This is a genomic window from Shewanella electrodiphila (assembly GCF_023283985.1).
In the GTDB taxonomy this organism is placed as follows: Bacteria; Pseudomonadota; Gammaproteobacteria; order Enterobacterales; family Shewanellaceae; genus Shewanella; species Shewanella electrodiphila.
The window spans coordinates 210,910-231,509 of the sequence record NZ_JAKIKU010000006.1 but is presented as its reverse complement, the minus strand read 5'-3'; the positions used below and the strand labels follow the sequence as shown (position 1 = coordinate 231,509).

Annotated in this window: 17 protein-coding genes; 13 read left to right on the top strand and 4 right to left on the bottom strand. The window is 37.8% G+C overall.

Annotation, left to right across the window (positions count from 1 at the left end; all coding sequences use genetic code 11):
• Window positions 1-190 precede the first annotated feature (190 nt).
• The 4 genes from L2737_RS12955 (at window position 191) to oleD (ending at window position 5,102) form a co-directional block, all read left to right on the top strand.
• Complete coding sequence (locus tag L2737_RS12955) at window positions 191-1,240, top strand: 3-oxoacyl-ACP synthase III (protein WP_102527075.1); 1,050 nt, start codon at window positions 191-193, stop codon at window positions 1,238-1,240.
• 49 nt (window positions 1,241-1,289) lie between these two features.
• Complete coding sequence (locus L2737_RS12950; protein ID WP_248955978.1) at window positions 1,290-2,174, top strand: alpha/beta fold hydrolase; 885 nt, start codon at window positions 1,290-1,292, stop codon at window positions 2,172-2,174.
• A gap of 171 nt (window positions 2,175-2,345) precedes the next feature.
• The gene (gene oleC / locus L2737_RS12945; RefSeq protein ID WP_248955977.1) at window positions 2,346-4,004 is read left to right on the top strand and encodes an olefin beta-lactone synthetase; all 1,659 of its coding nucleotides are present in this window, start codon (window positions 2,346-2,348) and stop codon (window positions 4,002-4,004) included.
• Between the two features lie 57 nt (window positions 4,005-4,061).
• On the top strand, window positions 4,062-5,102 hold the full coding sequence (oleD, locus tag L2737_RS12940) for a 2-alkyl-3-oxoalkanoate reductase (protein ID WP_229369994.1): 1,041 nt from the start codon (window positions 4,062-4,064) through the stop codon (window positions 5,100-5,102).
• 55 nt (window positions 5,103-5,157) lie between these two features.
• Here the strand turns inward: oleD and L2737_RS12935 are convergent, their stop codons facing one another.
• A complete protein-coding gene (locus L2737_RS12935; protein ID WP_248955976.1) occupies window positions 5,158-5,706 on the bottom strand; it encodes a sugar O-acetyltransferase in 549 nt (182 codons plus the stop codon).
• A 240-nt stretch (window positions 5,707-5,946) separates the two neighbouring features.
• Here L2737_RS12935 and L2737_RS12930 point away from each other — a divergent pair, with 240 nt between their 5' ends.
• Together L2737_RS12930 and megL are read left to right on the top strand one after the other, a co-directional pair.
• Entirely contained in the window at window positions 5,947-6,432 is a 486-nt protein-coding gene (locus tag L2737_RS12930) for a hypothetical protein (RefSeq protein WP_248955975.1), read from the top strand.
• Window positions 6,433-7,256: 824 nt separating this feature from the next.
• Complete coding sequence (gene megL, locus L2737_RS12925; protein WP_248955974.1) at window positions 7,257-8,438, top strand: methionine gamma-lyase; 1,182 nt, start codon at window positions 7,257-7,259, stop codon at window positions 8,436-8,438.
• A gap of 98 nt (window positions 8,439-8,536) precedes the next feature.
• Here megL and L2737_RS12920 read toward each other — a convergent pair whose 3' ends face one another.
• Genes L2737_RS12920 through L2737_RS12910 form a run of 3 tightly spaced genes read right to left on the bottom strand, consistent with a single transcriptional unit; the run spans window position 8,537 to window position 11,746 of the window.
• Window positions 8,537-8,977, bottom strand: coding sequence for a hypothetical protein (locus L2737_RS12920; protein ID WP_102527069.1), 441 nt, complete (start codon window positions 8,975-8,977; stop codon window positions 8,537-8,539).
• Window positions 8,978-8,979: 2 nt separating this feature from the next.
• Entirely contained in the window at window positions 8,980-11,055 is a 2,076-nt protein-coding gene (locus L2737_RS12915) for a bifunctional diguanylate cyclase/phosphodiesterase (protein ID WP_248955973.1), read from the bottom strand.
• 13 nt (window positions 11,056-11,068) lie between these two features.
• Window positions 11,069-11,746 carry a transglutaminase-like cysteine peptidase gene (locus L2737_RS12910; protein WP_248955972.1) on the bottom strand — a complete coding sequence of 226 codons (678 nt, stop codon included), beginning with the start codon at window positions 11,744-11,746 and terminating at the stop codon, window positions 11,069-11,071.
• Window positions 11,747-12,503: 757 nt separating this feature from the next.
• Between L2737_RS12910 and L2737_RS12905 the strand changes: the two genes are divergently transcribed.
• Genes L2737_RS12905 through L2737_RS12875 form a run of 7 tightly spaced genes read left to right on the top strand, consistent with a single transcriptional unit; the run spans window position 12,504 to window position 20,598 of the window.
• The gene (locus tag L2737_RS12905; protein ID WP_248955971.1) at window positions 12,504-13,886 is read left to right on the top strand and encodes a UDP-glucose dehydrogenase family protein; all 1,383 of its coding nucleotides are present in this window, start codon (window positions 12,504-12,506) and stop codon (window positions 13,884-13,886) included.
• A 60-nt stretch (window positions 13,887-13,946) separates the two neighbouring features.
• Window positions 13,947-15,278 (top strand): flippase, encoded by a 1,332-nt coding sequence (locus L2737_RS12900; RefSeq protein ID WP_324295174.1) that lies wholly within the window; start codon window positions 13,947-13,949, stop codon window positions 15,276-15,278.
• Window positions 15,271-16,347 (top strand): polysaccharide pyruvyl transferase family protein, encoded by a 1,077-nt coding sequence (locus tag L2737_RS12895; protein ID WP_248955970.1) that lies wholly within the window; start codon window positions 15,271-15,273, stop codon window positions 16,345-16,347. Before L2737_RS12900 ends, L2737_RS12895 begins: the two co-directional genes overlap by 8 nt.
• A gap of 26 nt (window positions 16,348-16,373) precedes the next feature.
• On the top strand, window positions 16,374-17,216 hold the full coding sequence (locus L2737_RS12890; protein WP_102527064.1) for a glycosyltransferase: 843 nt from the start codon (window positions 16,374-16,376) through the stop codon (window positions 17,214-17,216).
• Window positions 17,209-18,447: an O-antigen ligase family protein gene (locus L2737_RS12885; RefSeq protein WP_248955969.1), complete on the top strand. Its 1,239-nt coding sequence runs from the start codon at window positions 17,209-17,211 to the stop codon at window positions 18,445-18,447. The genes L2737_RS12890 and L2737_RS12885 overlap by 8 nt, the downstream gene beginning before the upstream one ends.
• Complete coding sequence (locus L2737_RS12880) at window positions 18,431-19,396, top strand: hypothetical protein (protein ID WP_248955968.1); 966 nt, start codon at window positions 18,431-18,433, stop codon at window positions 19,394-19,396. Before L2737_RS12885 ends, L2737_RS12880 begins: the two co-directional genes overlap by 17 nt.
• Window positions 19,393-20,598, top strand: coding sequence for a glycosyltransferase family 4 protein (locus L2737_RS12875; protein ID WP_248955967.1), 1,206 nt, complete (start codon window positions 19,393-19,395; stop codon window positions 20,596-20,598). The genes L2737_RS12880 and L2737_RS12875 overlap by 4 nt, the downstream gene beginning before the upstream one ends.
• Window positions 20,599-20,600: the final 2 nt, after the last annotated feature.

The window sequence follows — 20,600 nt, the reverse complement described above, 5'->3', positions numbered from 1 at the left end:
AGACTTAAACAAACTCATGCCATCACAAAATTAACTGCCATAAACTGTGGCGTAGGTAGATTTATCTACGACTAAAAGTGGTTTTATATTGAATATTTGGGTTTTTCTTGCTCAAATGGCGGGTTAATAACAAATACCAATAAATATGGTTGCTGTAAGCGACCTTAAAGTGAGCGATTGATACGGTTTCATGAAATATTCCCGCGTTTTTATTAATAGTATGGCTTATGAGTTAGCACCCCAAGTGGTGTCTAGCCTAGACCTAGAATCTCGTCTTGCGCCGCTTTATCAAAAGTTTCGTATTCCAATGGGGCAATTAGCTGCATTAACTGGTATCAAAGAACGTCGTTGGTGGCCAAAAGGCTATCGATTATCTGACGGCGCATTATGTGCAGCGCGTAAAGCTGTAGATGAAACAGGTATCAGTGTTAGTGATTTAGGTGCTGTGGTTTACACCGGTGTCTGTCGCGACCAACATGAACCTGCTACGGCTTGTCGTGTTGCGGCTGAGCTAGGTGTTTCAAAAGATACTGCGATTTACGATATCAGTAACGCATGTCTTGGCGTGCTATCAGGCATTTTAGATATTGCTAACCGCATTGAGTTAGGACAAATCAAAGCTGGCATGGTGGTTTCGTGTGAATCTGCCCGCGATATCGTTGAAGTCACTATCGACAATATGTTGAATGAGCCGACGATGCAAAACTTTGCTCAATCATTGGCGACGCTAACTGGTGGCTCCGGTGCTGTTGCGGTTATTTTAACCGATGGCAGCTTACCGCTTAAAAATACCCGACAGCATCAACTGTTAGGGGCGAGTCATTTATCTGCTCCTGAGCACCATGAGTTATGTCAATGGGGCCTTCAGGAAACGAGCCAGAAGCTATATCGTGAGTTTATGCGCACTGATGCCGTCACACTGCTCAAAGAGGGTGTTGATTTAGCTAAGCATACTTGGGAGCACTTCTTGACTCAACGTGATTGGGTTGTAGAACAAGTTGATAAAGTGATTTGTCACCAGGTTGGCGCATCTAATCGCAAGCAAGTTTTAAATGCACTCAACATTTCTCATGAAAAAGAATTTCCTACCTATGAAACGCTCGGCAATATGGGCACAGTGTCTTTACCTGTGACCGCAGCGATTGCCCATGATCAAGGGTTCTTGAAACTCGGCGATCAAGTGAGCTTTCTAGGAATAGGCAGTGGATTGAACTGTATGATGCTCGGCATCAAGTGGTAATCATCTAACTGGTTATTTAACAATATTATAAGAATTATTAGGAAGCATCATGTTAGAAAATCTGTTGCCTTTTGACAGCCATTATTTAGACCGAAATGGTAATAAATTACATTACGTCAACGAAGGTCAAGGTGAGCCAGTTGTTATGGTTCATGGTAATCCTAGTTGGAGTTATTACTACCGTAACTTAGTAACGGCATTAAGCCCAACTCATCAGTGTATTGTACCTGATCACATTGGTTGTGGTTTATCAGATAAGCCTGACGATCCACAATATGATTACACCTTAAAAAATCGTATTGATGATCTAGAAGCCTTGCTTGATAGTCTTGATGTGAAAGAAAACATTACCCTAGTCGTGCACGATTGGGGTGGCATGATTGGTATGGGTTACGCAGCTCGTTACCCTGAAAGAATTAAACGTTTAGTCTTTTTAAATACTGCAGCGTTTCATTTACCTGAAACCAAGCCTTTTCCTTGGGCATTATGGGTTTGCCGTGAAACGATATTAGGTACATTTTTGGTAAGAGGCTTTAATGCTTTTTCATCCATTGCCTCTTATGTGGGTGTTAAGCGTAAACCGATGTCAAAAGAAGTGCGTGAAGCCTATGTTGCGCCGTTTAATAACTGGAAAAACCGTATTTCAACATTACGTTTTGTACAGGATATTCCATTAAAGCCTGAAGACCGTAATTACCAGTTAGTGTCTGACATCAGTGACAGCTTAACTAAGTTTTCTGATGTACCGACCTTAATTTGTTGGGGACTTCAGGATTTTGTTTTTGATAAGCACTTTTTAGACAAGTGGCGTCAACATATGCCTCATGCGCAGGTGCGAGAGTTTGATGATTGTGGTCATTATATTCTGGAAGATGCGGCTGAAGATGTGATTGGGCTTATTCAGCACTTTATGGCAGAGCAGCCAAAGGCTTAACTTGTCAGAGTGAATAAAGTAAGGGCATCGTAATGATGCCTTTTTACTTTATAGCGTTAGCTGAACTTAGAAAGTCATTACTCTTAATACAGTGATACTTAAGCAATGAATCAGTTAACAATGATAATGTTATAAAAGTGAACCTTAAATCGTATTCATGACAGTGAGCTTATGACTATAAATACAGCCAATATCTGCCAGCATTTATCTCATGCTGCGAAACACATTCCCACTGAACTTGCTGTTGCTGTACAAACGGCTCAATCCGGTTCACTTTCATATCAAGAAATTGACTTTAAAGCCTTAGATGCTGACTCTGACGATATGGCCTATCGGCTAAATGCTGCTGGGATTCAAGCGGGGATGAAAGCGGTATTGATGGTGACACCGAGTATCGATTTTTTTGTGCTTACTTTTGCGCTATTTAAAGCAGGGATTATCCCGATTTTGGTGGACCCTGGAATGGGGGTTAAGAACTTAAAGCAATGCTTTGAAGAAGCCAAGCCCGACGTTTTTATTGGTATTTCGAAAGCGAATATTGCCCGTAGAGTATTAGGTTGGGGTAAGCCTTCTGTAAAGCATTGTTTGAATGTTGGTGGCAGTGGACTAGAGCGCTGGTTGGCTGGGGCAAAAAATATTGATAGCTTGCCTAAAGCCGAGCTTAATACGCCATATCCAATACAGCTTCTTGATAACAGCCAAATGGCGGCGATATTATTTACCAGTGGCAGCACTGGTACGCCTAAAGGTGTGGTGTACAGCCATGCAATGTTTGAGGCGCAAATTCAGGCATTAAAGCATGATTATGGCATTAAACCTGGCGAGCGAGATTTAGCGACCTTCCCATTATTTTCGTTATTTGGGCCAGCACTTGGTATGGCGTCTATTGTACCTGCCATGGATGCCAGTAAACCGATAACGGCTAACCCTGATTATCTTTTTGCTGCGATTGAAAAGTATCAATGCTCAAATATGTTTGTTAACCCAGCTTTACTAGAACGATTAGGTCAAGCGGGGGAGCAAAAAGAGCATAAGTTACCGAGTGTTAAGCGAGTTATTTCAGCCGGCGCGCCAGCGACAATTTCATCCATTAAACGATTCAGTCAGATGTTATCTGAAGGCGTTGAAGTGTTAAACTCTTATGGCGCGACTGAGTCTTTACCTATCAGTATGATGCCGAGCTCAGCGTTATTTGATACCACTGAGTCCACTGATAAAGGTAAAGGGATTTGTGTTGGCAAGCCAATAGATGGTGTTGATATTGCCATTATCGATATTACCGAAGATGTGATCAGTCAGTGGGATGAATCATTACCCCTGAACAGTGGTGAAATCGGTGAGATAGTCGTAAAAGGCCCAATGGTCAGTGAGAGTTATTACCAGCGAGACGCAGCAACAGCTTCGGCTAAAATTGCCGATGGTGATATTGTTCGTCACCGAATGGGTGATGTAGGTTATCTTGATGATGCAGGTCATTTATGGATGTGTGGCCGTAAAGCCCATCGGGTAGATAGCAATAAACGTTATTTTTCGATTCCTTGTGAGCGAGTGTTTAACACTCATCAACAAGTCAAACGCTCTGCACTGGTTGCTATTGAAGTTAATGGCGCCACTGTGCCGTTATTATGTGTTGAACTTGATAAAGGGATTGTCTGCTCAACCAGTAAACTACTCTATCAAGAGTTGCTTGATATCGCTGAAAAATACCCTCATACAACAGGAATTCATCGCTTCCTTATTCATCCTGACTTTCCGGTTGATGTGCGTCATAACGCAAAAATATTCCGTGAAAAGCTCAGTGTCTGGGCACAAAAGCAATGGAAGGAATAACTTGTGAGTGTTAATCAACCGTCTTTATCTTCAGATAAAAATCAAAAGAGCCCATTAATGTTTGATGACTTATTAGTACAAGAACAACAAGCGTTAACAGCGCTTAAAGCATCAGCTAAACGGGTTTTTGTGACCGGTGCTGGTGGTTTTTTAGGTAAAACCATTTGTAAAAGATTACGTGCCGCACAAATCGAAGTTGTGGGTTTTGCCCGCGGTGACTATCCCGCGTTAACTGACATGGGCGTAACCATGTTTCAAGGGGATATAGCTGACTATGAAAGTGTATTGTCTGCAATGCAAGATTGCGACTTAGTATTTCATGTTGCTTCAAAAGCTGGTGTTTGGGGCAGCAGAGACAGCTATTTTGAGCCAAACGTAAATGGTACTGCCAATATTATTCGCGCTTGTAAGGCATTAAATATTAAGCGCTTAGTTTATACCAGCACCCCAAGTGTGACCTTTGCAGGTGAAGATGAGTCAGGTATTGATGAATCAGCCCCTTATGCCAAATCCTATTTGAATTATTACGGTCACTCAAAAGCCATAGCTGAAAAAATGGTGTTAGACGCTAATAATACTGAGTTTAAGACCACAGCATTAAGACCTCATTTGATATGGGGCCCAGAAGATCCTCATCTTGTGCCACGTGTCATCGCGCGAGCTCAAATGGGTAAGCTTAAACTAGTCGGTAAACAGGATAAATTGGTTGATACCATTTACGTTGATAACGCCGCTTATGCCCACATTTTGGCCGCGAATGATTTAAATGCTGCTTCAAATGCCGCAGGTAAGGCCTATTTTTTAAGTAATGATGAGCCAATTACAATGGCTTCAATGCTCAACAAAATTCTTGCTTGTGTCGATATCGGCCCCGTTTCAAAACGAGTGCCAGCAGGCGTTGCTTATACAGCAGGCGTGGTGTTAGAAACCGTTTATGGTTTGCTCAACAAACAACAAGAACCGATTATGACGCGTTTTGTGGCAAGGCAGCTGTCAACTAGCCATTATTTTGATATTAGTGCAGCGAAACAAGATTTTGGTTATCAAGCCTTAATTAATATTGATGAAGGGATGAAACGACTTAAAAAATCATTATAAATCAAAATGAGCAGAATGATTTAATGACGCATTGACCTAAAATATTAATACTTTCTTAGGTGAGCGCTTTAATAAATTTACAAGGATTGCCGGCAAAAACACCATTGCCGGCAATATCTTTTGTTACTACACTTCCTGCGCCGATCACGGCATTATCGCCAATGGTTATTCCTGGTAATATAGATACATTGCCGCCTAACCACACATCATCTCCAATCGTTATCGGCTTTCCATATTCAGTCGTGCGCCTTGCAATGGCATCCAGAGGATGAGTTGCAGTAGATAACATTACATTGGGGCCAAACATCACATTGTTACCTATTTTGACCTGACATACGTCTAGGATGACTAAGTTGTGGTTTGCATAGAAATTATCGCCTACTTCAATGTTTATGCCGTAATCACAGAAGAAGTTCGCTTCTATATGGCATTTTCCCTTAGGTGATATTAATGCTTTTAATACGTTTGTGCGCTGTTCTATTTCTGATGGACATAGCTGATTAAATTGATGGCATAGCTTCTTTGCATTGGCTCTTAATTCAAGTAACTCAGGTTCCCAAGCATCATAGGACTGACCTGCAAGCATCTTTTCTTTTTCTGTCATTGTGAACTCCATTCTCGATGTTTTATGAACTTAGCGATGACTTATGAACTTATCGACTATAGCTGCAGGGCGAATATTTTATTGTGGCAGAATATCAACTTTAGAACCTTTCTGCCTGTCATTCCATACAATTAAGCAGTTCTATAGCATTAGGATAATGCCAGTAGACTTAAGTCGGCTATACCTAAGCGGGCGAAACGTTAACATGATGCCTTTGAATTAGTTATAAAGGAAAAATTAATGGCAGCTAAACGCGGGTTTACACTAATAGTTAAACTGATATTCAGTTTGGCAATGATTGTCGCCAGTCCCCACATTCGTGCTGAAGAGCATTCAGAAGATGCCATTAAAAGTGAAAGCGCAAATTACCAAAATCAACTGGTTGGAAGTTGGACCCTGAGCTCTGGACAGTATCTCAACGATAAAGGAAAGTGGATCAATTATCAGGACTTAAACCTCAGCGCGATAAAAGTGATTTCGCAGAATTATTTTAGCTTTACCACAATGCAAACCTCTTCGGGCGTGAAAACGTTTTGGGCTGCAGGTACAGGTAAGTACCAACTGACTCAGCAGCATTATATCGAATTTCCATCGTTAAACTCTTTCAATGTTCAAGAAGGGGAGTCATTTACCTTTTCTTATAAATTGGTCGGTAATGAGTGGCATACCGAGCGCTTTGAAGCTGGAGTGTTGTCAGAGGTTGAAGTTTGGGAAAGGCTGGATTGATGGGCTTTAGGGCTGCTGTGACTCTTTAATGACAATATGGTGCTTGCTAGTTCAAAATTTACTATATTAAGTATTTTCGTTTCTACTATGTGTTTAACTTAGTGGTTTAAAGTGTGTTGTATGTATTACATTGATTCATATTTTAGGAAGTGTCCAATTTTCTCATAAGGAAATTTAGCTGTGTGATATTTTCACTCATATCGCGGTATGTTCTCAGGAAAGTATTTATTTTAAATTGATAAAATTAGGTTTAGGCTACTTTTGCAATAATCTTCATTCTTTGTGGGAAAAGTTGATTAACCATGAAAACAGAAGAACAACTTTCACACATGTATTTATCATAATGTCTAAATTTAAAATGTTTCTCTATTAACGATCTATGTAGTTTTCTTAGCTCTGTATCTTTTTTGCATTGAGGGCAAGCTTTCAAATAAATCATGCAGCATCCTAATTAATACATTTGAAAAATAATTTTAGCCATTTTTTTGTCGCTAGCAACTCGTTTGTCATTGTTTTGACTAAACTGTGCTAAGTATCCTGTTTTAATCATTTATTTAGTTGTTTGTATCGTTGATGAGCTGTTTGTATTGCTTGTGTCATTAATGTTGTTTGTTCTTTATGGAACACTGTTGGCTAGCTTTCTAAGTTTAAGTTTCATGCCTTAATTATTTTGTTTGCTACATTGAGATGTAATTATAAATTTACAACGTTGCGGACTTTCGAAATTTGATTAGTGTTGGCTAAATTAATCGTACCTGTATCTTAAGCTTTGTACTTAAGTACTTGAGTTCAACTCGAGAGTTTAAATAAGCAGGGAGAGCAAGATGCAAAAAAAATGGGATTTAGCCACGTTAGCAATTCATGGTGGGCATAAAAAAGAACAGTTTGGCGCGTTAGTGACACCTCTGTATCAAAGCGCCACTTTCGTATTTGACAATGCACAGCAAGGTGGAGCACGTTTTGCAGGTGAAGAACCTGGATATATTTATACTCGACTCGGTAATCCGACAACCGATGAGTTAGAACGCAAAATGGCTTTACTTGAAGGCGCAGAAAGCGCCGCCGCATGCGCATCAGGTATGGCAGCTGTCTCTGCTGCATTAATGACACATCTTAAAGCTGGCGATCATCTTGTTGCATCAAATGTTGTATATGGCTGCACCTTTGCATTATTAAACACTCAATTAACCCGATTTGGCATCGATGTCAGCTTTGTGGATTTTACGGATACATTGGCAGTGGAAGCAGCAGTGCAGCCAAACACAAAACTGGTGTTTTGTGAAACACCAGTAAACCCACATTTAGAGGTTTATGATTTACGCGCTATCGCAGATATTGCTAAGCGTAATGGACTGGTTAGTATTGTAGATAATACTTTCATGACACCACTTTTACAGCAGCCATTATCCATGGGGATTGATATGGTGGTACATAGCGCAACCAAATATTTAAATGGTCATGGGGATGTTATTGCTGGCATTGTTTGTGGTAGCAAAGAACATATTGATGGGCTAAAGCACGACATTTTGAAAGATTTTGGTGGTGTTATGTCTCCCCACGATGCATGGCTCATTTTAAGGGGCTTAAAAACCCTTGATGTAAGATTGACACGACATTGTGATAGCGCTGAAATAATCGCTAACTTTCTCGAGAATCATCCTCAAATTAGCCAAGTATTTTATCCAGGGCTTAAATCTCATCAAGGACATGTGTATCTTGGCAAACAAATGAAACGTGCAGGCGGGGTGGTCGCATTCGAGTTAAACGGTGACATGAAGACAGCGATTAATTTTGTTAACGCTTTATCTCTATTCACAATAGCTGTCAGCTTAGGGGATGCAGAATCATTAGTGCAACACCCTGCATCAATGACTCATAGTGCATACTCTCCTGAAGCCAAAGAAGAAGCTGGGATCACTGATAACCTATTACGCATTTCTGTGGGGCTAGAAAATGTGGAAGATTTGATCGCTGATATCGAGCAAGCATTTATTAAAGGTAATTGAAATGAATAAGCCCGCTATTAGCGGGCTTATATGTATTTGGCTTAAGTTAACTGCGGCCTAGGTTGAACACGGCTTATATTAAATTAGGCTCAGGTTAATTAGTTGGTCGAAACGGTTTCCGCACCGCCGCCAGAACCACCACCAGAACCAATGGCACCAGGTGCTGGAGCTGAACCAAATGAACCACCACCGGCAGTTAATGTTTCTTCTACCGCTTTTGCAACGATAGAAGGGTCGACACCATTCGCAAGCGCAATTGCCAGTATTTCATCTGGATCCATACCTGAAGCCGCCGCAGAGGCAAGAACCTGAATTATCATTTCTTCATTGCCATCGGTTGCCTGTATCGCTAAAGCAAGAATTTCACCAGCATCTTCAGGGGTTGCGTTAAATTGTGCTAATGCATACTCCGCAAGTGATACTCCTTGTTCATTTGCTTGAGTGACACCGGCTACGAATTCGGTTTCGGTTACTGCAGCTATTCCATTACTGGAAACCATTGCTGATAAAAGTAATAAACTTAGCTTTAAGTTACGCATCATTATTCCTTAATTTGTGTCGAAGTATTAAATCTATTAAGTAAAAGTATAGTATCTATTTCGCCCTCTTTGGAAGAGACGATAGTATTATAATGACTCACAGGGTACAGCCCATTCCCTTGCAAGCCATCAATATTCATTTGTAAACAGTGAGTTGAAATGGTTATATTTTCAACGTGGGGAGCAATTATTTTTATTCCAATACCGTGACATATTTGTGTTACGGTTTGGACAAAAAAGCGAGAGTCAGCTTCTTCCAGATCTCTAATATAACCGCCATCCAGTTTGATATAGTCAATATCCATGTTTTTGATATAAGAAAAAGAGCTTAAGTTGGCACCAAATCGTTCAAGGGTTATTTCAATGCCCATTTGTTTAGCTCGACTGATAAACTGCTTGGTAGACTCAACAGATGCCATTGCTGCTGATTCATTAATTTCAAAAATTAACTGAGGAAGCTGTGCTTTATGTTGTTGGTATATTTGAAATAACCAATTGGTGAATGATTCATCGTGAATAGCGCTATTACCAATGTTAATGGCAATTTTAGCCTGTTTAACTTTTAATAATTTATGAAAAATAAAGCTCACAACAGCCTGCTCTAATTCGCTAGATAAGTGTAATCGCTCTGCCATGGCGAAAACTTCAGGAGTGGAGAAAACTTCATCTTCTAGTTTAAATCGCAGAAACGATTCAACATACATCAGATCTTTTTGGTTATTAATAATCGGTTGCAGCATCAGTTCGAAAATACTGTCCAGTTCGTGCATATTCTCAAGATTTCGTTGAATATTGTTAGATGATGAATAAGCGATAAATTGCTTTAAAATTTCTAACCATTTGATTCTTGAGTGCCCTTGACTATCAGATGCTGTAATTTGATTGTTTTGAGTATTTAAATAATATTGCTGGGTGGCAATCTCGGTATCACATCGTTGAATAGCACAACTAAATGACTCTGATAAGTCTACTTTCGTAGCCACATGTTTAGCGAACCCTTGAGGATATTGTGTATTACTTGCAAGGCTGATTGACTCATTTAATGAACTGTTTAGTTGTTCTGCTTCATAGGATGACATTAGCGATAAAATAATAAATTCTGAGCCTGACACCCTGAACATCGTAATTTGATTGAAAGGCGTTATTTGTTTTTTAAATAGGTTTACCGCTTCTGTAATATAATTGTCTCCAGCGCTGTAACCTTCAGAATCATTGATTTGCTTCAATGATGTCATTGAAATGAGGTTCATGTATAAAGCCGAACCGGTTTCATTCGCTTCGACAATGTAAGAGTCAAACCTTTTTAACAATGCTCTACGATTGGGTAAATCAGTCTGACTATCTAAGTAGACTTGTTTTGATAACGATTCTGCCAATTGTGTTTGTTCATGAAAAGTTTGGCGAATGTTTTCGACCATTTTATTAAGCGCATTGACTACAGCTCTTAATTCCGTGGTGTAAGGAATTTCAGAATTAATTTCGAATTGTTTTGTTGCAACAGCATTTGCTTGTCTTTCAATTCCTTTTAAAGGATATAAAACCGCTTTTAATATGAAGAAACCTGCAATTAATGCGATACATAATTGCATACAGGTTATCCATAAAATATTTTTACTATGATCCCATAAGGTGTTGTAGGCCGAACCTGAGTGAGATTGAACCTTGATTTTTCCGGCTATAACCCAGCCATTAGAGACTTCGCTTGTCATTACTGGCGGTGATAATAAAAATAGCTTGATAAACCAGTTGGGTATATGTTGCGTGCCGTGTGGGTTAGTTCTTGAAAAAATTATTTTGTCATTAAGATCATAAAATGCAATCGATTGATAATAACCTGAATCAAATAGTGCGTTTGTCATCGTTTTTGCGATAACTAACTCCTCTTCATCCATATAAGGCGAAATAGAGAGGCCTAAACTATGTGCAGCGTCTTGTGCATGTGAGGAAAGTTGGTCTTCGAGGTAGGTCTGCATGCTCGTTATATTGTTATAAAGAGATGCACTAAAGGTAAAAATAGTTAAACAAGCAATTAATAAATAAAGCTGTGTTTTTAAAGATAACCCTTTCTTAATGCTCACTACTTTGCTCCTATTATTGGCCTTGCTCAATTCTTTCCATCAGTGCGGTCCAATCTTTGGAACCTGATCCGCTTTTTACTTTATTGCCTAACCCTTGAGCTTTCGCTAACCATAACCCTTGACCGTTAAACGAATAAATTGGCTTCAAGTCACGACGTTTATTTGCTGGGAGAATTCTAGTGTTCAAGTTGTCTAATATCAGTGGCATTGAACTGGGGGTATCTGAATAAATAAGAACCATGTGAGGTTCATTAATCGTGAGTGCACGGACATACATTAACCTTAACTTTGATTCATCTATACCCAATGCTAATAAAGTCATGTATTTAAAAATCGCGAAATCTTCACAATCACCCGCTCCTGTACCTAAAGACTCTATAGGCGTTGCCCAATAATCTTGTTTTTTCCAATGCTTGATATCTGATTTGAAACTAATGTTTCGATTAGAAAACTGATTTACAAGATTTAATTTTGACAGTATCTCTGATTGTTGTTCTGCCTTAATTAACGCTTCCCATTTATAAAAAATATCCAGTCTTTCAGTGGTGTAACGATTCTTGAGCTGTTCATAAAATTCTATATTAAATGTTTTTTCTGAAATAAAAGAAAAGCAGCAAAAACTAAACAGCAATAATGCTATTGGAAGTCGGCTTATCATGCTCCGCTTATTAGAAACAATATAAACACTCATAAATAATGCTAGATATTGATTAGGTATCATTAATGATCGCAGTTATGATTAAAAAACGAACTAACTTAGGGCGTAGACTTTGAGTTGATATCACGTTTACTTTACCAGCCGCTTCATAGGAAGTCATTTTTACTCTAACTGTAATTCAATTTCAAAAAAATGGTTTCCGTAATAAAAGTGTAACAACCTTGTTCTTTTTTTCCTCAGTCATCAAGTGTCTATCACTTTAACATGTAAGTGTATGAAGCACATATAATAAGTGACTATATTTTGACGCTTGCACCTTGTTTAGTAAAAAACCTTTTATATCAATGGTTGTAAGTGTTAATTTTGAGTGTCATAATATTGACACCTATTAGGTTTATAATAATTTAAACTTGGTTTGATTGTTGCTTGTCTTGATGTGGTTCACTGTTTATTTTGGCATGTAATAAAATTTCACAATGATTTTTTACAAGTAGAAACAGTTGGTTGCGCTTGGTTTTTGACGTAAGGTTGAAATATTTAATAGACATTGTCATTAAAATTTAACCTAAACCAAGCTAAAGTTGGTGTCTGTTCTGGCTTTGTTGCGCACTTGTTGCCTTGTTGTGGTGCGGTGAGGCGATTAAGTTTAGTTTAGCTCAAGTTTATTGAGATTATTGATATATAGAAATTAGGAATTATGGAAGAGATGTACAGCAATCTGGAAGCTGAAATTCAGGGGCGGTAGCGTGTCTTTTCTTGCTATTAATGGAATAAATGTAAGAGGTTTTAGATGAAAGTCACTGTTTTTGGTATTGGTTATGTTGGATTAGTGCAGGGTGCAATTTTAGCGGATGCGGGTCACGACGTATGCTGTATTGATGTTGACCAGAATAAAATTGATAACTTGCAAAAGGGCATCATCCCAATCTATGAACCTGGCTTGAGCTCTATAGTAGAAAAGAACTATGCCGAAGGGCGTTTAACGTTTTCAACGAACGCTGAGTTTGGTGTTAACTTTGGAGAGTTGCAGTTTATTGCGGTTGGTACTCCTCCTGATGAAGACGGATCTGCTGACCTTAAGTATGTTTTGAAAGTAGCAGAAACAATCGCTACCCATATGAATTCTAGTAAAATTGTGATTGATAAATCAACGGTTCCAGTTGGGACGGCTGATAAAGTACAAGCGATGATAACAAATGTCCTTAACGAACGTTTTTTGAGCAGTGAGTCTCAACCTAAATTCTCAGTAGTATCTAATCCAGAGTTTTTAAAAGAAGGCTCAGCTGTATCAGATTGTAAACGGCCCGATCGCATTGTTATCGGAACCGATTCTGAATATGCCGAAGATTTAATGCGTGAACTTTATGAACCTTTTAATAGAAATCACGAAAAAATAATTGTGATGGATGTCAAAAGCGCTGAATTAACCAAATATGCCGCAAATTGTATGTTAGCGACTAAAATTAGTTTCATGAATGAGATGGCTAATATTGCTGAAAAAGTTGGCGCTGATATCGAGCAAGTAAGACAAGGTATTGGATCTGACTCAAGAATTGGATTTCAATTTATTTATCCTGGTTGTGGTTATGGTGGTTCATGTTTTCCTAAAGACGTACAAGCATTAGTGAAAACTTCAGATGCGATAGGGTATGAATCTCAAATACTTAAAGCTGTAGAAGCAGTCAATTATTCGCAAAAAAATAAACTTTTTGAATATATTTGTCAGCATTATTTTCCTGAATTGAATCATCAAGCTGTTATAGAAAATAAAAGCTTATCAGGTAAAACTGTGGCGGTATGGGGTTTAGCATTTAAGCCTAATACTGATGATATGCGTGAAGCTCCCAGCCGAGTGCTTATGGATTCTTTATGGCAAGCGGGGGCTAAGGTTCAAGCGTTTGACCCAGAATCAATGGAAGAAGCGCAGCGGATATATGGTAATCGCAACGATTTAGGCCTTATGGGGACAAAAGAAGCTGCATTGAATGGCGCTGATTTATTGGTGATATGCACTGAGTGGCAAAGCTTCAAAGCACCCGATTTCGATAACATGAAGTCACTTTTAAATGAAGCTGTCATTGTCGATGGTCGAAACTTATTTAATGTGCAGCGTATGCAACAAAAAGGCATTAAGTATTACAGTATTGGCCGTACACCAAAGCAGATGAATTAGAAGAATATAAACTGCATAAATAAATGTTGACCGTAGAATTAACTAAGAATTTTACCATGGATGATAAGTTTGAAGAGCGCTACAAGTATGTCGAACCAACATAAGAAATCGAAATATAATTTTGCCAATACTGGTTGGTTGCTTATCGAGAAAGTGTTGCAGTTGTTTCTTGGTTTAGGCGTCGCTATTTATGTTGCGCGTTATCTTGGCCCTGAGGATTATGGGGTGCTGAGTTATAGCCAAAGCTTAGTGATGATGTTTTCTGCAATAGCAGCTTTGGGGATCGATAATGTTATCGTAAGAGAGTTAACCCAAGATAGAGATAATGTTCACCGAATCATACCTTCGGCTATCATAATGAAATTGAGTGGTGGCGCTTTGTCTGCCTGCCTTTCAACTGTGACAGCTTGGATAATTGCCCCTAGCCCTGACATGGCTGTATTAGTTGCAATTATTTCAGTTTCTATGATGTTCAATAGTTCTATTGTAGTGAATTTATTCTTTCAATCTGTTGAGAAAATTAAGTTCTCAGCAATCGCAAATTCATTTGCTTTTACTTTCTCTGCTTTAACTAAAGTGACGTTTATTTTAATTAATGCTCCTTTGAGTTGGTTTGCTTTTGCTTTATTACTTGATTCAATTTATATCGCAATTGCATTATTAATCGTGTTTCTTCGCTTCAAACCACAAATGGCCGCTAAATACACCTTTGATTATAGCTTTGCAAAACGTGTTTTTTTGGAGTCTTGGCCTTTAATATTTTCAATGTTAGCTGTGATGGTTTATTCCAGAATAGATCAACTCATGCTAATGCAAATGATTGGTAAAGAGGCTGTGGGACACTACTCAGTAGCAGTGAAACTCTATGATGCAGCAATTGTTTTACCCACAGCAATTATAGTGAGCTTTTTTCCAAGAGTGGTTAATGCGATGAAAGAAACTGATATTGCGACAGCATTTAATCGTTATTTCCAAATACCCATAATATTGGCTATATCGATTGCAATATTTGTTACTTTGACTTCATTTTGGTTTATCCCATTATTATTTGGTGAGCAATATCAAGCATCGAGCTCTGTACTTAATATTTTGATTTGGGGTGCAATTTTTACTGTTCTAGGGATGATTCGCTCTCGTTGGGTCACGATGAAAAAACTTCAGAAGTACACCATTGTTTATGTCGTTATTGGAATGAGTATCAATATTTTATTGAACCTTATATTAATACCTAAGTATGGAATTACAGGCGCTGCATGGGCAAGTTTTGCTGCTCAAGTTTGTTCTGGATACATTGGCGTATTACTGATGAGAAAAACTCGACCATTTTTTAGAATAGCATCAAATTTACTTAACCCATTTAGATGGAATTTTCACAGAGGGATTCATGGATAGCACTGTTTTTTTTAGACCGATTACTCAATATGAGAACTTGGGTGATTTAGTGATCAACCAAGAATTATTGAAAGCATTGCCGGTAAATTCTTCTGTAGTGATAGAAGCCAAAGGTGTGCCAACATGGTTCGTTGAAGCCTTGATTAAAGATATCAAGATTGAACAGGTTTTAACTGAAAAAAAACCTTTTTATAAAAGAGTGATTAAATCAATATTCAGTCGTAAACAAACTTACTTTTTAGATGTTCCTGGGCATGTTTTTTATGAAACTGCGGATAGAAGTGGTTGGTTTAGGTTCATTAAAATGCGCTTATTTAGCTTATTGGGGATCCGTTATGTTCGTCTCGGTGTCTCATTAGGGCCCTATGGTGACTCTGCATTAGCACTTGAGGTGCAAAAGAGTAGAGCCTATTTTTATACCGGTGTGCGTGAAAAATATAGTCACCAATATTTAAAGAGTGTCGGGATTAATAACTTTGAGTACTTTCCAGATTTTGGTCTATGTTTAGATTATTCATCAGGTGACAAGACAGAAAAGTGTGGCGTTGGGTTTTCTTTTCGTTCAGGAGTTGTGTCATCAAATGCTAATAATGCTGAAAACACACTAGCAATTTGTGATGCATTAAACACCATCAAGCAGTCTTATCAGCTAACACCGATAGTTCAAGTTAACCTCGATGATGATTACATGTCTTTGCTTGCTAATGAAATAGAGCTAGACACAGCGAGTATTACTTTTTTTGACCATGACGCAGACAAAATATTCAGTGCATATGAGAATGTTAAATTCGTCATTTCAAATAGGCTACATGTGTTAATTTTCGCTTTATCTAGAGGTGCGATGGTCATTCCGTATATCGATAGGAGTCGACATACGAAAGTGACAGGTGTGTTTGAAGATATTGGGTTGGGTGATGTGATATATGATATCGCAAATCCAACTGACATTAATGAACACTTACAGTTAGTTGAAAGTATCTTTAGTGGACTCTGTGTCGAGAGTATTTTTAAAGATAAGAAGCAAAAAATTACTAAAATCTTATCAGAATCAGTTTTTAAAACTGATTAATTGTCATTGTTTACGGAAGAGTATTGATGTTAGTCAGTGTCTATATCACCACCAAAGATCGTCTTGAGCTACTAAAAAGAGCTGTAGAATCCGTCATTTCTCAGACCTATGCTCATGTTGAGATTATTGTCGCAGATGATGGTTCAACCGATGGTTCTCATGATTATCTCCGCAACATGCAAGCCGAGGGAAAACTAACGGCGATAATAAACGCGGGTGAATCAAAAGGTGCTTGTTACGGTAGGAACCGAGCCATTGAATTAGCGAAAGGTGAGTTCATCACCGGTCTCGATGATGATGACTACTTTGAAAACTGGCGAATTGAAGCTTTCTTAGACTACTGGAATAAAGAAAAGGTAGACAATAAAAATATTGCTGGCCTATTTGATAGTGTTATTGAGTTAAGAAGTGATGGCAAGCATAAATACAATGAAACTAGTTTCGTTTCATATGATCAGTTAAGACACAGTAATGCTGTAGGTAATCAAGTTTTTACCAAGACAGAATATCTTAAAGCGATTGCTGGGTTTGATGAAAAAATGCCAGCATTACAAGACTGGGATACATGGATTAGACTAACTGAAAAATATGGGGAACTGATAAATATTCAGAAGTTTTCTTATATTATCGATCAAATCCATGGTGAAGTGAGAATTTCTGAAAAGAAAAGTGCGCGTATTAGAGGTGCTTTCTCCCTGCTGCAAGAGAAATTACATCCAATGAGCTTCTCGGAAAAGGTCAGTGTGACAGATGCTCTTTATCGTTATAAGCAGATAGACATTAATATTAATGAGATCTTTGTTCTGCTATTAGGTTTTAAGTTTAGAAAAATCGCACAAGTATTAAAATGGAAAATGTTGAATGGTTAATTCATTTTATATTTTTTCTCCATTGCTATTTTATATCGTTTTCTTACGTTCTTCTTTAGATCCTGTTCTTGAGTTAACTAAAGTTGCAGGTATTGGAATGGGGGCCGTTCTTAATTTACTTGTCGTTTGTTTTTTTGTAATTGTATGTTTTATTAAAAAGTTTGAATTGCCACGCAGTTTTTTCAAGGTATGGTCACTCTTTATTGTTACTGGGTTGATCTCTTTGGTTATATCTCCTGATAAACTTGGTTCGGCTAGATCTTTTTTTGCGGTATTAACTTATTATTCAATTTTCTCTTTATCATTTTACTTTATAAAAAGTAGAGAGGACTTCGCAAGTATAATAAAGTTAGTGGTTTATTCAGCTGTAATTCCATTTTGTTTTGTATTTAAAGAGTTCGCGCTGCCTGCAGCAAGTTATACAAAAGATGGTTTTAGATTGTTTGCATCATTTTCGCATCCTAATATCTTTGCATTTTATTTAGTTTTAGTTATTTCAATGTGCTTTTATGCGATGAAGTCTAAAGTTATTATGTTTGAAGCGTCATTTATAAAGCATGCGAAACTCATTTTATTCTTCGGTATTATCTGTTTGTTAATAACAAAAACAAGAAGTGCTTGGGCAGCGCTTTTATTTGTTTTTATCTTTTATGGTCTCCTTTCTGAAAGGCGATATTTACTGTACCTGTTTGTACTTGGTGCAGTTGCTATGTTCATCCCTTCGATACAAGAACGAGTAGTAGATATTTTTAGCGGTGTCACTGCTGATGACTTAGCTTATGGAGAGGTTTTAAACTCTTATGCTTGGCGTCAAATTGTATGGATTGCTTCATGGGACTATATTATTGCTAAGCCGTTTTTCGGCCATGGTTATGATACTTTTTCTTACTATTTCCTCGAATTTTTTCCATTAGAGGGCTCCAGCAAATTTGATGCCCATAATGCATATGTTCAAATAGCTTTCGATATGGGTTTTGTAGGTGTTATAGGTTTCTTAACCATTTTCTTGTCTATCATCAAAGAGATGTTGTCTTACTATAAGTTTGATAAGCCCGGTACGGCTATCCTGTTGGGTGTTATTTTATCTTATATGCTCGTTTGCTATTCGGATAACATGTTTTTTTACTTATCTTACAATTGGTACTTTTGGCTAGTTATGGGTTCTTTTTATTATCTTTCAAGATTGGAAGCGAGTTCACTCCATAGGAGTTTACATGCAGTTAATGTCTAAAATAGATTTGACGATTGTTTTAAGAGCATTTTCAATTTTTGCAATTGTTTCTGGTCATTTGGGGTTTATTCATTTAGCTGGTGGTTCTTTCTATTTAATTTTTCTGTCAGGATATAATTTCGTTAGATTTAATTACCCTAAAGTTAAACGGGCAAATGCTGGTAAGGCTTACTTTGATATTGTTTCCTTTGTAAAAATATACTTTGGGTTCATCATCAAGATAATTGTTCCTGTTTTACTCTATACATTTTTTATCTACGCATTTTTAGGCCGGTTTTACCTTGGTGGCGTTTTTCTTGTATCTAATTTTATTGGCCCTAACTATGCTGATGGTTTAACATTTTGGTTTATTGAGGTTTTGGTTCAAATATATGTTTTGTTTGGCTTAGTTATGATTTTAAATTATTTCTATTTTTGGATTAGTAAAAAGCCTTACCAATCACTTTTGTTCGGATTTGTTATGTTTTACATACTTTCCATTGTGTGCCGAATGATATGGGACACAAGCTTTTACTTAGATAGATTTCCTCACTTAATGATGTATATATTTTTTGCAGGTGCTTTAGTTGCTTTTAGTACTGAGACTAAAAAGAAAGTAATTACTTCAGCTATATTATGCTTGATAGCCCTAGAGTTTGTTTTGTTTGATTTTAATAGCAAAGTATTATTTTTAATGTTGGGAGCTATTGCAACGGTTTGGGTCGACAGAATTTCAATTCCAAAGGTATTGCATTGGCCTATTAATATTATCGCCATGTCATCCTTATTTATCTATTTAGTTCATTTTCAAGCTAAGTCTTTAATTGATAAATTGATCCCCAATTTACCAGCATTTGCCGTGGTGCTATTTGCGTTATTGACAGGGATTATCATGTCTGAGTGCTGGAAAAGAAGATCTAAATTTATTCAGTTTTCAAAAAAATCGTTTTCAAAAGGTCATTCTAAGTGAAAATTACTTATTTTATTAATCAGTACCCTCAAGTCAGTCACACTTTTATAAGACGTGAAATCATAGCGCTAGAGCAACAAGGTTTTGAGATTCAACGCATTGCTCTTCGTGGCTGGGATGCTGATATCGCTGATGAAACAGATAAGATAGAACGTTCTAAGACGCAATATTTACTCAAAGATGGGGTGAAATCGCTTGTTCCATTTTTTGTTAAGCGATTAGTGAAACAGCCTGCCTCTATCATTCGTGCAATAGTAAGTGCCGTTAAGCTATCAAAAATGTCAGAACGGAGTTTACCTTATCATTTGGTTTATCTTCTTGAAGCTTGCAAGTTGGCCAGCTTTATGGAGCAGTTTGATAGTCGTCATGTGCATGCTCATTTTGGCACTAATTCTACAGAAGTTGTGATGTTAGCCAATTTGCTTATCAATACACCTTATAGCTTTACTGTTCACGGACCTGAAGAATTTGATAAACCACTTAGTCTTCATTTAAATGAGAAAATTGCCAATTCAAAGTTTGTATCAGCAATTACATCTTATTGTCGTTCGCAGCTGTTTCGCTGGGCAGATTATGAAGATTGGTCAAAAATTAAAATTGTTCATTGTGGTCTGGATGAAACGTTTTTACAGGGCCAGGTAACAGATCCTAGTATTTCAAGCACGAGACAATTTTTGTGCATCGGTCGCTTATGTGAACAGAAGGGACAATTGCTGTTACTAGAAGCATTTAAGGATTTAGTGGCGGTTGATCCGAATGTAAAACTGATTTTAGCCGGTGACGGTGATATGCGCCCTCAAGTTGAGTCATACATTAGTCAATTTGGTTTACATGAACATGTCGACATAACTGGATGGATAAGTTCGGGCGAAGTTAAGCGTTTATTAACTGATTCAGATGCAATGATTCTACCTAGTTTTGCTGAAGGTTTGCCCGTTGCGATTATGGAAGCTATGGCAATTGGTACCCCCGTATTAACGACTTATATAGCGGGCATACCTGAGCTTTTGACTACAAATGAAAATGCTATTCTATTTCCTGCTGGCGATGTAAGTGCCACGACAAAAGCAATGAAAGACTTCATTGAGCTAGATGAGGCTGCTTTGTCTATACTCATTCACAATGCTTATTCAAGTGTTGCGACAAGGCATAATATTAATGTCGAAGCGGCAAAATTAGCTTGTCACATTAGACAAGGATAGAA

Excerpts from the sequence above, each read along its gene's own strand:
- L2737_RS12955 (WP_102527075.1), top strand. The coding sequence starts at position 191 with ATGAAATATTCCCGCGTTTTTATTAATAGTATGGCTTATGAGTTAGCA.
- L2737_RS12950 (WP_248955978.1), top strand. The coding sequence starts at position 1,290 with ATGTTAGAAAATCTGTTGCCTTTTGACAGCCATTATTTAGACCGAAAT.
- oleC (WP_248955977.1), top strand. The coding sequence starts at position 2,346 with ATGACTATAAATACAGCCAATATCTGCCAGCATTTATCTCATGCTGCG.
- oleD (WP_229369994.1), top strand. The coding sequence starts at position 4,062 with ATGTTTGATGACTTATTAGTACAAGAACAACAAGCGTTAACAGCGCTT.
- L2737_RS12935 (WP_248955976.1), bottom strand. The coding sequence starts at position 5,706 with ATGACAGAAAAAGAAAAGATGCTTGCAGGTCAGTCCTATGATGCTTGG.
- L2737_RS12930 (WP_248955975.1), top strand. The coding sequence starts at position 5,947 with ATGGCAGCTAAACGCGGGTTTACACTAATAGTTAAACTGATATTCAGT.
- megL (WP_248955974.1), top strand. The coding sequence starts at position 7,257 with ATGCAAAAAAAATGGGATTTAGCCACGTTAGCAATTCATGGTGGGCAT.
- L2737_RS12920 (WP_102527069.1), bottom strand. The coding sequence starts at position 8,977 with ATGCGTAACTTAAAGCTAAGTTTATTACTTTTATCAGCAATGGTTTCC.
- L2737_RS12910 (WP_248955972.1), bottom strand. The coding sequence starts at position 11,746 with ATGAGTGTTTATATTGTTTCTAATAAGCGGAGCATGATAAGCCGACTT.
- L2737_RS12905 (WP_248955971.1), top strand. The coding sequence starts at position 12,504 with ATGAAAGTCACTGTTTTTGGTATTGGTTATGTTGGATTAGTGCAGGGT.
- L2737_RS12900 (WP_324295174.1), top strand. The coding sequence starts at position 13,947 with ATGATAAGTTTGAAGAGCGCTACAAGTATGTCGAACCAACATAAGAAA.
- L2737_RS12895 (WP_248955970.1), top strand. The coding sequence starts at position 15,271 with ATGGATAGCACTGTTTTTTTTAGACCGATTACTCAATATGAGAACTTG.
- L2737_RS12890 (WP_102527064.1), top strand. The coding sequence starts at position 16,374 with ATGTTAGTCAGTGTCTATATCACCACCAAAGATCGTCTTGAGCTACTA.
- L2737_RS12885 (WP_248955969.1), top strand. The coding sequence starts at position 17,209 with ATGGTTAATTCATTTTATATTTTTTCTCCATTGCTATTTTATATCGTT.
- L2737_RS12880 (WP_248955968.1), top strand. The coding sequence starts at position 18,431 with ATGCAGTTAATGTCTAAAATAGATTTGACGATTGTTTTAAGAGCATTT.